Genomic DNA, 12,526 nt, shown 5'->3' with positions numbered 1-12,526 from the left:
CGGGTCAAGCGGGGGCGTAACGCAAACCGCCCGCCGGGGGGCCGGCGGGCGGATCATTGGACATCAGCGGCGGCTTACTGTGCCGGGCCGCCCAGTGTGGCCAGACCTTTGAGGATGTCGATGGCATAGGCCAGTTGATAGTCGTCCTCGCGCAGCTTGGCCGAAGCTTCGGCGCGGGCGCGCTCCTCTTCGATCTGCTTGCGCTCGTCCTCGGACAGGCTGTCATTGTCCAGACGCCCGCGCAAATCGGCCTCGAAGCGCGTGCCGCGGGGATTTTCCTCGGTCTCTTCGGTGTCGGGGCTGCGGCGCGGCTGTTCCACGACGATGTCCGGCGAGACGCCAAGCGCCTGAATCGACCTGCCCGACGGCGTGTAGTAGCGCGCTGTGGTCAACCGCATGGCGCCATCGCCGCGCAGGGGCATGACCGTCTGGACCGACCCCTTGCCGAAGCTTTTCGTGCCCACGACGATCGCGCGGTGATGATCCTGCAGCGCGCCGGCCACGATCTCGGAGGCCGAAGCGGAGCCGCCGTTGATCAGCACGACAATCGGCTTGCCATTGGCCAGATCGCCCGCCGTGGCGTTGAAGCGCTCGCCATCCTGGGGATCGCGGCTGCGTGTGCTCACGATCTCGCCCTTGTCGAGGAACGCATCCGACACCTTGATCGCCTGGGTCAGCAGGCCGCCGGGATTGTTGCGCAGGTCCAGCACGATGCCACTGACCTTGTCGGCGCCGCCGGCTGCTTCGATCTGTTCGGCAAGACCCTCCTCGAGGTTCTTGTAGGTCTGATCGTTGAAGGTGGTGACGCGCAGGATGACTGCGTTCTGCTCGGTCCGCGAGCGCACGGCGGTGAGGGTGATCGTGTCGCGGATGATCGACACGTCGAACGGTTCCGCCTCGCCTTCGCGCACCACGGTGATGATGATCTCGCTGCCGACCGGGCCGCGCATCATGTCGACCGCCTCATCCAGCGTCAGTCCCAGAACACTTTCGCCGTCGACATGGGTGATGAAATCCCCGGCCTCGATCCCGGCATTGTCCGCGGGCGTGCCGTCCATCGGCGAGACGACCTTGACGAAACCGTCTTCCTGCGTGACCTCGATGCCAAGGCCGCCGAATTCGCCACGGGTCTGCACGCGCATGTCGGCGGCATCCTGCGGCGACAGATAGCTCGAATGCGGATCGAGCGAGGTCAGCATGCCGTTGATGGCCGCCTCGATCAGCTCGCCCTCGTCCACCTCTTCGACATATTGCGAGCGGATACGCTCGAATATGTCGCCGAACAGGTCCAGCTGCTCGTACACATTGGTCTGTTTTTCCGCTTCCTGGGCCAGCAGGGGGGCGGCCACCTGGGTGGTCACAACGATCCCGGCCAGCGTTCCGGCAGCGGCGGCCATAAGGAATTTCTTCATCAATCAGTCATCCTTGTCTGTCCTGAACCACTCCAGAGGATTTACCGGAGTGTTGTTTTCTCTCACTTCAATATAGAGCGTTTCCGTCTGTCTGGCACCCGTCTCCTGACCGGTCCCGGTCAGGATCACATCATCCATATCGGTCGCTCCGCCCATCAGGCCAACCGGGCTGCCCCCCGGGAGAACCTGTCCGGCTTCACCATAGACCACGTCGAGACCGGCAAGCACCAGCAAAATTCCGGCCTGGGGTTCCAGAATAATCACGTTTCCGTAATCCAGCAGCGGACCGCGATAGCGCACCGTCGCGGCGGTGGGCGCGGTGACCAGGGCCTGAGGCCGCGTCACCATCACGATCCCGGGACGGGTGATTCCGGCGGCGTCGGCCTCTCCGGCGCGGCGCAGGATGCGGCCATCCACCGGCAGGTTGAGTTGCCCCTTGCGGTCCTCGATCCCCGGCAGGCTTCCGGGCACCTCGTCCTGGGCAATCTCGTTCAAGCCGCTGGCGAACCCCTCCAGCGTCTCGGTCGAGGCGATCAGCAAGGCGGTCTTGAGCGGGTCTTCGGTAAACCGCCGCGGCAGATCGGTGCGATCGGCAATCGCCTTGCTCAGGGCCGTGCGCGCCTCCTGCACCCCTTCCAGACCGTCGCGCAGCGTGTTGACGGCGCTTTGCTGCAGCGCGCGCAGGATGGTCACCTCTTCCAGTGTCTGGCGCAGATCGGCGGCGCGGGCATTGAGGGCCGGTGTCACTTCCGCCACGATCATCCCCGAGCGTGCCGTGCCCACCGGCCCTGACGGATGCAGCAAGAGGACCGGTGCGGGCGTGTCGCCCATGGCCATCAGCACACCCAGAAGCTGGGCCACCTCGTCTTCGCGCGATTGCAGGTCGCGGCTCAGGGTTTCTTCGCGGATCGCGGCCCGGCGCAGCCCTTCGCGCATTGCCTGCAAACCGTCCTGATAGGCCTGGATGGTCTCGGTCAGTGCCTTGACCCGGTTGCGTGCGCCATCGGCCGCTTCCAGCATCTCGCTGGCCTCTGCAAGACGTTGGGCTGCGGCGCGCGCCGCGTCGGCGGGATCGGTCTGGGCCAAGGCGCCACCGGCCACGAAAACCCATGCCAGCGCCGCAAGCCACCTCATGACAAAAGGCTCTTTCCGGTCATTTCTTCAGGTTTTGGCAGGCCCATCAGCTGGAGGATCGTGGGCGCCAGATCGGCCAGCCGTCCCTTGCCGAGCCGTGCCTCCTGCGGTCCGCCCACAAGGATGACCGGCACCGGGTTCAGCGTATGCGCGGTATGCGGCCCTCCGGACTCGGGATCGACCATGACCTCGCAATTGCCATGATCTGCGGTCACGATCATCGCACCGCCATGGGTCTCGAGCGCCTCCAGAACCCGCCCCAGACCACGATCCACCGCCTCGCAGGCCGCCATCGCCGCCGCAAGATCGCCGGTATGCCCGACCATATCGGGATTGGCGTAGTTGACCACGATCAGATCGTAGCCCTCGGCGATGGCCGCAACCAGATGGTCGGTAACTTCGGCAGCGCTCATTTCAGGTTGCAGGTCGTAGGTGGCCACCTTGGGAGACGGCGCCATGTAGCGGTCTTCGCCGGGTTCGGGGGCTTCCTTGCCGCCGTTCAGGAAGAAGGTGACATGGGGATATTTCTCGGTTTCGGCCAGATGAAACTGCCGCTTGCCCTGTTTGGCGACCCATTCTCCGAGCGTGTTGACGATCTCTCGCGCGGGGAACACGGTCTGCATGAAGGTGTTGTGCAGGTCGGAATATTCGACCATGCCCAAGAGGGCCGCCCAATCGGGACGGGTGCCCGGATCGAAGGCGTCAAAGCCCGGCTGGGCCAGCGCACACAGGATTTCGCGGGCGCGATCTGCCCTGAAATTCAAGCAAAAAAAGCCGTCGCCATCCTGTGCCCCGGCATAGTCGCCGATCACGGTGGGTGTCACGAATTCGTCGGTTTCCGAGCGGGCATAGGCGTTGGTCACGGCGGTGCGGGCGGTGCGGGCGCGCGCGCCCCTGGCGTGGATCATCGCCTCATAGGCTTCCTGCACGCGGTCCCAGCGATTGTCCCGGTCCAGCGCGAAATAGCGCCCGATCACCGTGGCGATCCGGACGCCCGGGGCCATTTCGGACTCGAGCCGTTCCAGAAAGCCGCGGGCGGATTTGGGCAGCACGTCGCGCCCGTCGGTGATGGCGTGCAGGGCCACAGGCACACCGGCCTCGGCAATCGTGCGGGTCGCGGCGAGGATGTGATCGAGATGCCCATGCACCCCGCCATCCGACACCAGCCCCATCAGGTGCGCCGTCCCGCCCGAGGCTTTCAGCCGTGCGATGAAATCCTTCAAGGACTTGTTTTCAAAGAAACTTCCATCCTCGATCGCAAGGTCGATCTGGCCCAGGTCCATCGCCACCACGCGGCCTGCGCCAATGTTTGTATGACCGACTTCGGAATTGCCCATCTGCCCGGTGGGCAAGCCCACATCGGGGCCATGGGTGATCAGGGTGGCATGCGGGCAGGTCTGCATCAGCCGGTCGAAATTCGGCGTATCGGCCAGAACGGGCGCGTTGGCCTCGGTCCGGTCGGAGAGGCCCCAGCCGTCGAGAATGCACAGGACAACGGGTTTTGCGCTACTCATGGTCTCTTGCCTGCTTTTGCCCACTTGTGGGCGTTCTAGCGGTTGTGGGCGGCGGGGTGAAGCGCCGAAAAGCCGCGCCGGGCGCGAATCGGGTTAAATCACTGGGGAAAAGCCAAGCTGCGGCCCTCGGTATCGTGTCGGTATAACGTCGGTATCGCGTCGGTGCTCCTGCGCGGGATAACCGCGATTAATGCGGCGCGCGTTGCGCGGACCCTGTCAGGCCCGGTGATAAGGGCTGCCCGCCAGAATGGAGGCCGCGCGATAAAGCTGCTCGGCCAACATCACCCGCACCAGCATATGCGGCCAGACCATCTTGCCGAAGGACAGGCTGAAATCCGCCCGCTGGCGCAGCGCGGGGTCCAGACCATCGGCACCGCCGATCACGAAGGCCACATCGCCGCGCCCCTCGTCGCGCCAGCGCGCCAGCAGATCGGCAAAATCCGGCGAGGGCATCACCTGACCGCGTTCGTCCAGCACCGCGCAGAGCGCACCCTTGGGCAGGCTGCGGTCCAGAAGCGCCGCTTCGGCCTCCATCCCGCCGCCCTTGCGGTCCTCGACCTCATGCAGCTGAAGCGGGCCAAGCCCCAAGGGCCGGCCCGTTCTGTCGAATCGGGTCTGGTAATCGTCGATCAATGCGCGTTCCGGGCCGGTTTTCATCCGGCCCACCGCGCAGATATGGACGCGCATTCAGCTGTCTGCAGTGGCAGCGGCCCGCGTGGGCAGCCACATTTTCTCGAGCTGGTAGAAGTCGCGCACTTCGGGGCGGAAGACATGCACGACAACGTCGCCCGTGTCGATCAGCACCCAGTCACCGGTTTCCTTGCCTTCGATCTTGCTGGATATCCCGAACTCCTGCTTGAGGCGTTCGGCCAGCTTTTCGGCGATCGACGAGACCTGACGCGATGACCGGCCCGAGCAGATCACCATGTAGTCGCACATGGCCGATTTTCCGCGCAGATCGATCTGCACGACATCTTCGGCCTTGTCATCGTCAAGTGAGGTCAGGATGCGGTCGAGCTGTGCTTCGCTTGTCACATCCATGATGGGCGCCATGATAGGCCCCCCTTGTTCAGCGGCTCCAGCCGCATCAGCCGTAAAAGACAGGACATGGTCCTCCTTCGTTGCACACCGTTGAACCCCGGTGCCGGGCATAAGCCAAATCTAGCAACAGACGCGGGATATTTCAATGAATGCCTTGCAGGGCCGGGTGCATCGGCCAAGCGGTGCCTGCCGGGGTCAGTCCGGGGGTCCGTCCGGGCGGCCGGGCGCGGTGGTCGTCGCCAGCTCGGACCCTTCGAGAAGTTTCACCTCGCGTTGCGGGAACGGGATCGAGATTCCGTTGTCGCGGAACGCATCCCACAGCGCCAGAAAGACATTGCCCCGGATATTGGTCAGCCCAGCCGTCGGGTCCCTGATCCAGAAGCGCAGGATGTAATCCACACTGCTGTCGCCGAAGCCCACGATATGGCAGACGGGCGGCTTGAACTCGAGCACGCGGTCCACGCTCTTTGCGGCCTCCACGGCGATGCGCCGGACCTTGTGGGGATCGTCGGAATAGGCGGTGCCGAAATGGATATCCAGCCGCACGTATTCATCCGAATGCGACCAGTTCACCACCTGTCCGGTAATCAGATCCTCGTTCGGAATGAGGTATTCGCGGCCATCGCGGGTGGTGATCGACACATAGCGGGCCCCAAGGCTGTTGATCCAGCCGAAGGTCTCGCCAAGCGAAATCACGTCGCCGGGCTTGATAGACCGATCCAGCAGCAGGATCACGCCCGACACAAGGTTCGACACCACCTTCTGCAGACCAAAGCCAAGCCCCACGCCAATGGCGCCCGACAGCACCGCAAGCCCGGTGAGGTCCACGCCCACGGCGCGCAGCCCGATGAAGAAGGCCGCGCCATAAAGACTGACCTGCAGCAGCTTGACGGCCAGCACCTGCATCGAGGGCGAAATCTCGTCGTTGCGGCGGATCTGGGCCGAGGTCACGCGAGACACGAAACGCGCCACGAACAGCAGGATGGCGACCACCGCGACCGCCTGCAGCACCATCCACAGCGACAGGCGCATCCCCGACAGCTGTATGGCGGCGCTGTCCAGCAGGCCGCGCGCCTCGTCGGTCAGGCCCAGAATGCGAAGCGTCACCCATGTCCAGGCGGCATAGCGCACCACCGCGCGCAGGAACCCGTTCAGGATGAACCGCGTGATGAGCGCGATCAGCAGCCATGCCAGCGCCAGTTCGCCCGCAATCGACAGCAGGTAGGAGCGGCTTGGCCATGTGGTCAGTTTCATCACGAAGACCAGCGGCCAGATCATCAGCACGAACAGGATCAGCCGCAGGCGCCGATGCATCAGAACCAGAAACCGCATCCGCCATTTGGGCCAGCCTTCGCGGCTGCGCATCCATTCATAGACATATGGCCCCAAAAGCTTGGCCAGAACATGCGCCAGGATCAACAGACCCAGCACGATCGCCACCTGATGGGTGTTGGAGGGCCGCATGAGGTGTTCGATCAGCGCCCAGGCCTGATCCCTGAGGCCCATCGCGATCTCTTGTGGTGCCTGAAGCGTTTCGGGTTCCATCGCCTTCAGAGTGGCACGCGCCAAGGGTGGGCGGCAAGCCTGCTCTGGACAAGCCCCCCCAAGCACGGTCATTTTCGCGCCAGACCAGAGGGAGACTGTCATGACCACCGCGCTTTTCACCCATACCGATTGCCTGGATCATCTCACGCCGCAGGGCCACCCCGAACAGGTGGCGCGGCTGAGCCATGTCCTGGCCGCGCTGGAGGGGCGCGATCTGATGCGGGCCGAGGCGCCGCTTGCCTCGGAGGATGATCTGCGCCTGTGCCATCCGCAGTCCCATATCGACCGGGTGCGCGCCGCCGTGCCCGACGAGGGCGTTGTGCAGCTCGATGCCGATACCTGGATGTCGCCCGGCTCGCTTGACGCGGCGCTGCGCGGTGTGGGCGGTGCGCTGGCGGCGGTGGATGCGGTGCTGGGCGGTCAGGCGGGCAACGCCTTTGTCGCGACCCGCCCGCCCGGACATCATGCCGAAACCGAGCGCACCATGGGGTTTTGCCTGTTCGGCACGGTGGCCATCGCCGCGCGGCACGCGATGGAGCGTCACGGGCTATCCCGTGTCGCGGTGGTGGATTTCGATGTGCATCACGGCAACGGGACACAGGATCTTCTGTGGTCCGAGGCGCGCAGCCTCTTCGTGTCCTCGCACCAGTCGCCGCTCTGGCCCGGCACCGGCACCCCGGACGAGACGGGCGCGCATGGCAATGTTCTGAACCTGCCGCTTGCGCCGCGCAGCGACGGGGCGGTGTTTCGCGCCGCCTATGAGGCACAGGTCTTTCCCGCGATCGAGGCGTTCGCGCCCGAGCTGATCCTGATCTCGGCGGGGTTCGATGCGCATCATGCCGATCCGCTGGCCGAGCTGAACCTGACCGAGGCCGATTTCGAGTGGGTCACCGGGCGGCTCTGCGATCTGGCACAGGCCCATTGCGGCGGGCGCGTGGTGTCCTGTCTGGAAGGGGGCTACGATCTGCAGGCGCTGGCCGCCAGTGCCGCGGCGCATGTCGATGTGCTGATCGCGCGCGGCTGATCCTTCGGGGCCGGTCTGGCCGGGGGCGCCGAGCATGTCGCCCGGTCTTGCCTCCGGCGCGGCAAAGTGCCACTGATGCCGCCCGAACACCGCCGATCTGCGGCCTTCTGAAAAGGATGACACCATGCGCGCCGGACTTGGCCTGTTGTGCCTCGCGTATGTTCTGAGCCAGTTTTTCCGGGCGTTTCTCGCCGTTCTCAGCCCCTTGCTCGAGCGTGATATCGGCGCGCGTCCCGACGATCTGGCCTTTGCCTCGGGGCTTTGGTTCATCGCTTTCGCCGCGATGCAATTGCCGGTGGGCTGGGCGCTGGACCGGATCGGCCCGCGGCGCACGGCTTCGGTTCTGTTGCTGGTGGGCGGCGGTGGCGGGGCGGCGGTCTTTGCGCTGGCGCAGGGGCCGGCCCATATCAATATCGCGATGCTGCTGATCGGGGTGGGCTGTTCGCCCGTGCTGATGGCGTCCTATTACATCTTCGCGCGGCAATTCGCGCCGGCGCGCTTCGCCACGCTGGCGGCGCTGATGCTGGGGGTGGGGTCGGTGGGCAATCTCGTGGCCTCCTATCCGATGGCGCTGGCGGCCGAGACGATGGGCTGGCGCGCCGCGCTGGGCGGGCTCGCGCTGGTGTCGGCGGCGGTGGCCGTTGGGCTTGCGGTCTTCGTGCGCGATCCGCCCGCGGCCGAGGGGGACACAAAAGGCTCGCTGCTGGATCTGCTGCGGATGCCGGCCTTATGGGCGATCTTTCCGCTGATGTTCGTGGGCTATGCGCCCTCGGCGGCGGTGCGGGGCTTGTGGATGGGGCCCTATCTCGGCGATGTCTTTGCGCTGAGCACGGCGCAGATCGGTCAGGCGACGCTGGTGATGGGCGTGGCGATGATCTGCGGCACGCTCTGCTATGGCCCGCTGGACCGCATCTTCGGCACCCATAAATGGGTGATCTTCACCGGAAACCTGTTTGCGGCCGGGGCGGCGCTGGCGCTGGCGGCGGTGGTCGGGCAGGGCGTTGTGCTGTCGATCGCGCTATGTGCCGCGATGGGCTTTTTCGGCGCCTCTTTCCCGGTGCTGATCGCCCATGCGCGCACCTTCTTTCCGGCGCATCTGGCGGGGCGGGGCGTCACGCTTCTGAACCTCTTCGGGATCGGTGGCGTGGGGGTGGCGCAATTCGTCTCCGGGCCGGTTCATGCGGCGGGGCAGGCCGCAGGCGATCCCGTCGCGGGCTATGTGCTGCTCTTCGGGTTTTTCGGCCTCGTGCATCTGGCTGGGACGCTGATCTATCTCGCCAGTCGCGACAACCGAAGCTGACGCGCCCCCTTTCAATCACCCGGGGAAGCGTATATGTCCCCGGCTCCGAAACCTCTTGTGAATCCGGAGATTGAAAAATGGGGTACAAGGTCGTCGTCGTGGGCGCCACGGGCAATGTGGGCCGCGAAATGCTGAACATCCTGGCCGAGCGCCAGTTCCCGGTGGACGAGATCGCGGCACTTGCCTCGCGCCGTTCGCTTGGAACCGAGGTGAGCTTTGGCGACCAGACCCTCAAGACCAAGGATCTCGACGCGTTCGATTTCACCGGCTGGGATATCGCGCTTTTTGCTATCGGCTCGGACGCGACCAAGATCCATGCGCCGAAAGCCGCCGCGGCGGGCTGCGTGGTGATCGATAACTCGTCGCTCTATCGCTATGACCCGGACGTGCCGCTGGTCGTGCCCGAGGTCAATCCCGAGGCGGTGGACGGCTATGCCAAGAAGAACATCATCGCCAACCCCAACTGCTCGACCGCGCAGATGGTCGTGGCGCTCAAGCCCCTGCATGACCGTGCGCGCATCAAGCGCGTGGTGGTCAGCACCTATCAGTCGGTGTCGGGTGCCGGCAAGGACGGCATCGACGAGCTGTGGGATCAGACCAAGGCGGTCTACAACCCCACCTCCGAAGTGCCGCCCAAGACCTTCCAGAAGCAGATCGCGTTCAACGTCATTCCGCATATCGACGTCTTCATGGAAGACGGCTCGACCAAGGAAGAATGGAAAATGGTCGCCGAGACCAAGAAGATCGTCGATCCCTCGATCAAGGTCACCGCGACCTGTGTGCGGGTGCCGGTTTTCGTCGGTCATTCCGAGGCGATCAACCTCGAATTCGAAGAGTTTCTGGACGAGGACGAGGCGCGCGACATCCTGCGCGAGGCGCCGGGGATCATGGTGATCGACAAGCGCGAAAGCGGCGGCTACGTGACGCCGGTGGAATGCGTCGGCGATTTCGCCACCTTCATCAGCCGCATCCGTCAGGACACCACGATCGAGAATGGTCTCAACCTGTGGTGCGTCAGCGACAACCTGCGCAAGGGGGCAGCGCTCAACGCGGTGCAGATCGCCGAGACCCTTGGCAAGCGGGTGCTGAAAAAGGGCTGATCCTCAGCACGGTTCGATCACGTCGATATCGGTATCGGGCGTCCCGTCGGGGGCGCCCGTTTCGGTTCGCGCTTGGGGATGGGGCGCGCTGCCGGCTTGGGTCAGGTGCCGGGCGATCAGGTGGCTATGCGGATGGTCGGGGAAGGGCGCACCGAAGCGGCGCATCAGCCGCGCATAGCTGAACCCCAGTTCGGACGCCTTGCAGATGCGCCTGTCGCCGGGCCAGTCATGAAGCGCCAGCCCGCCGCCAGAGGCGCGCAGGACATAGCCCTTGGCGCGCAGCCGCGCCTGCAGGTCTTCCCACCCCGCCGCATGGGCGAGATCGTCCGCGAGGCGCGCCCGCAAGGGGGCGACAAGCCGTTCATCCGCCCTGATGGGCGGTCTCGCATGGGCGCGCGTGATTTCCCGCGCCAGAAGATCGCGCACCAGTTGCCCCACCGTCACGTCGCGCTGCCGTGCCAGCGCGCTGGCCGCGCGCAGCATGTCGACATGCATTTTCATCTCGATCCGTTCCAGCATGACGCCTCATCCCGCAATATTCCGCCAGACTGCCGCATCATGGTTAGCAAAGCGTTTCGCGAAAAACCTGGATCATGGATTTTCGCGACATGCCGTGCTTTGTTCCATCGTTGCGCGCGGTCCGCCTTTGGCCGATGCCTCAGGTCAAAGTCGGACCGCTTTGGCAAAGCATGAATCCGCGTCCCGTGGCACAGCGCCCTTGCCATCCGGCGCATCGCGGGGGGATAGTCGGCCGAGCTCCACAGCGATCCCGAGACCCCGAGGAGGTGTCCCCATGCGCGCCCTTGCCTGCCTTTTGATTGTCGCCCCCGTCCTTGCATGGGCCGAGGATATCCCCGTCACCAGCCGGGTCGCCGATGTCACGCTCTATCCGCAGGGCGGCACCGTCATCCGCGAGGCAGGTTTTGCCGCGCCGGAGGGCAGCCACCGGCTGATCCTCACCGATCTGCCGGTCTCGGTCCCGCTGTCGTCGGTGCGCGTCTCGGTCGAGGGGGCACAGCTCAACGACATCGCGCTGCGCGATGATTACGTGCCGCCCCGCACCGCCGAGGAGACCGCGGCCCTGCAAGCGGCCCGCGCCGAGGTCGCGCGTCTGGAGGCCGCGTTGCGCGATGCCGAAGCCGGGGTCGAGGCGATTCGCCTCGAAGAAGAGGCGGCCGTGGCGCGCGTGGCCTTTCTGGATCAGCTGGGCACATCCCGGGCGTTGGCGGGGATGGACCCCGCCGCGCTGCGCGATCTGGTCACGATGATCGGACAAGAGGGGCTGGCCGCGCGGCAGGCCGCGCTCGAGGCCCGCCAGCGCGCCGATGCCGCCGACCGCGGGCTGACCGATCTGCGCGATGATCTGGAGGAGGCCCGCGCCGCCCTGCGCGCGCTGGTGCCTCAGGATGCCGCGCGCGCCATGCTGGCCGTCGCGATCACCGCCGATGCCGAGACGCAAGGCGTGGTGCGGGTGGCCTACACGGTGCCCGATGCGGGCTGGCAGCCGGCCTATGATTTTCGGCTCGACCGTGACGCTGCGCGTCTGAGCATCGCGCGCGGCGCATTCCTGCAGCAATCCACCGGAGAGAACTGGCAGGATGTGGCGCTGACCCTGTCCACCAGCCGCCCGTCCGAGCAGACCGCCCCCTCCGAGATCTGGCCCTGGCTGCGCCGGGTCTTCGATCCCGATCAGATGCAGCCCAAGACCCTGTCGCGCGGTGCCGAGGCGTCATTCGACAGCGCCGCTCCGCAGGCCGAGGCGCTGGCCGCCCCGGCCCCTGCCATGGTCACACAGGCTGCGCCCGAGTTCGACGGGCTGTCGGTGCGCTATGTCTATCCCGGCACGGTCTCGGTCGCGTCGGGGGCGGACCGGGTGCGCGTGGATCTTGGGCTGATCGAACGGCCCGCCGATCCCATCGCCCGCGCCGTGCCGCTTCTGGATGACCGCGCCTTTCTGATGGCTGGCTTCACCAATGACCCCCGCGAGGTGATCCTGCCCACCGACGAGGCGCGCTTCTATCTTGGTGAACGGTTCGTGGGCCAGCGCCCGATCGCGATGATCCCGGCGGGTGCCGAGGCCGAACTGTCGTTTGGCCCCATCGACGGTTTGCGCCTCACCCGCATGATCCCGTCGCGCGAAGAGGGCGGGCGCGGGGTGTTCACCGCCTCCAATGCGCTCGAGGAAACCATCCGGATCGAGGTCGAGAACCTGACCGCCGAGCCGTGGCCGCTGCGCGTGCTCGACAGGGTGCCCTATTCCGAACAGCAGGAGCTTGAGATCGAATGGACCGCCGCGCCGCGCCCCGCCGGACAGGATGTGGACGGCAAGCGCGGCGTGCTGGAATGGCGCTTCACGCTGGAGCCCGCCGCCACGCAGGAGATCGTTCTGGACTACACGCTGGAATGGCCCGAAGGAAAGCTGCTGCGCTGAATGTCCGCGCCAGTGCAAGACCATG

At 65.7% G+C, this 12,526-nt stretch carries 11 protein-coding genes; 4 read left to right on the top strand and 7 right to left on the bottom strand.

What is annotated here, in order from left to right; genetic code table 11:
* Window positions 1–74 precede the first annotated feature (74 nt).
* The 6 genes from F3H35_RS02075 to F3H35_RS02050 all read right to left on the bottom strand — a co-directional run bounded on the left by F3H35_RS02075 (window position 75) and on the right by F3H35_RS02050 (window position 6,646).
* Window positions 75–1,412: a S41 family peptidase gene (locus tag F3H35_RS02075; RefSeq protein ID WP_149777989.1), complete on the bottom strand. Its 1,338-nt coding sequence runs from the start codon at window positions 1,410–1,412 to the stop codon at window positions 75–77.
* 3 nt (window positions 1,413–1,415) lie between these two features.
* A complete protein-coding gene (locus tag F3H35_RS02070) occupies window positions 1,416–2,546 on the bottom strand; it encodes a murein hydrolase activator EnvC family protein (protein ID WP_149777988.1) in 1,131 nt (376 codons plus the stop codon).
* On the bottom strand, window positions 2,543–4,060 hold the full coding sequence (gene gpmI / locus F3H35_RS02065; protein WP_149777987.1) for a 2,3-bisphosphoglycerate-independent phosphoglycerate mutase: 1,518 nt from the start codon (window positions 4,058–4,060) through the stop codon (window positions 2,543–2,545). The genes F3H35_RS02070 and gpmI overlap by 4 nt, the downstream gene beginning before the upstream one ends.
* 216 nt (window positions 4,061–4,276) lie before the next feature.
* The gene (gene rlmH, locus F3H35_RS02060) at window positions 4,277–4,747 is read right to left on the bottom strand and encodes a 23S rRNA (pseudouridine(1915)-N(3))-methyltransferase RlmH (protein WP_007816234.1); all 471 of its coding nucleotides are present in this window, start codon (window positions 4,745–4,747) and stop codon (window positions 4,277–4,279) included.
* On the bottom strand, window positions 4,748–5,113 hold the full coding sequence (gene rsfS / locus F3H35_RS02055) for a ribosome silencing factor (RefSeq protein ID WP_149777986.1): 366 nt from the start codon (window positions 5,111–5,113) through the stop codon (window positions 4,748–4,750).
* A 183-nt stretch (window positions 5,114–5,296) separates the two neighbouring features.
* Complete coding sequence (locus tag F3H35_RS02050) at window positions 5,297–6,646, bottom strand: mechanosensitive ion channel family protein (RefSeq protein WP_149778373.1); 1,350 nt, start codon at window positions 6,644–6,646, stop codon at window positions 5,297–5,299.
* Window positions 6,647–6,746: 100 nt separating this feature from the next.
* On the opposite strand from F3H35_RS02050, the gene F3H35_RS02045 reads away from it, so the two are divergent.
* The 3 genes from F3H35_RS02045 (at window position 6,747) to F3H35_RS02035 (ending at window position 10,070) form a co-directional block, all read left to right on the top strand.
* Window positions 6,747–7,670 carry a histone deacetylase family protein gene (locus F3H35_RS02045; protein ID WP_149777985.1) on the top strand — a complete coding sequence of 308 codons (924 nt, stop codon included), beginning with the start codon at window positions 6,747–6,749 and terminating at the stop codon, window positions 7,668–7,670.
* A 124-nt stretch (window positions 7,671–7,794) separates the two neighbouring features.
* The gene (locus F3H35_RS02040; RefSeq protein ID WP_149777984.1) at window positions 7,795–8,970 is read left to right on the top strand and encodes an MFS transporter; all 1,176 of its coding nucleotides are present in this window, start codon (window positions 7,795–7,797) and stop codon (window positions 8,968–8,970) included.
* Window positions 8,971–9,047: 77 nt separating this feature from the next.
* Window positions 9,048–10,070 (top strand): aspartate-semialdehyde dehydrogenase, encoded by a 1,023-nt coding sequence (locus tag F3H35_RS02035; protein ID WP_149777983.1) that lies wholly within the window; start codon window positions 9,048–9,050, stop codon window positions 10,068–10,070.
* A 3-nt stretch (window positions 10,071–10,073) separates the two neighbouring features.
* On the opposite strand, the gene F3H35_RS02030 is transcribed toward F3H35_RS02035, so the two are convergent.
* Window positions 10,074–10,589, bottom strand: a complete 516-nt coding sequence (locus F3H35_RS02030) for a hypothetical protein (protein WP_149777982.1) — start codon at window positions 10,587–10,589, stop codon at window positions 10,074–10,076.
* Between the two features lie 274 nt (window positions 10,590–10,863).
* Here F3H35_RS02030 and F3H35_RS02025 point away from each other — a divergent pair, with 274 nt between their 5' ends.
* Entirely contained in the window at window positions 10,864–12,501 is a 1,638-nt protein-coding gene (locus F3H35_RS02025; protein WP_149777981.1) for a mucoidy inhibitor MuiA family protein, read from the top strand.
* Window positions 12,502–12,526: the final 25 nt, after the last annotated feature.

The organism is Roseovarius litoreus, assembly GCF_900142765.1.
Taxonomy (GTDB): Bacteria; Pseudomonadota; Alphaproteobacteria; order Rhodobacterales; family Rhodobacteraceae; genus Roseovarius; species Roseovarius litoreus.
The sequence above is the reverse complement of the archived record's forward strand: the minus strand, read 5'-3'. Positions and strand labels throughout refer to the sequence as shown.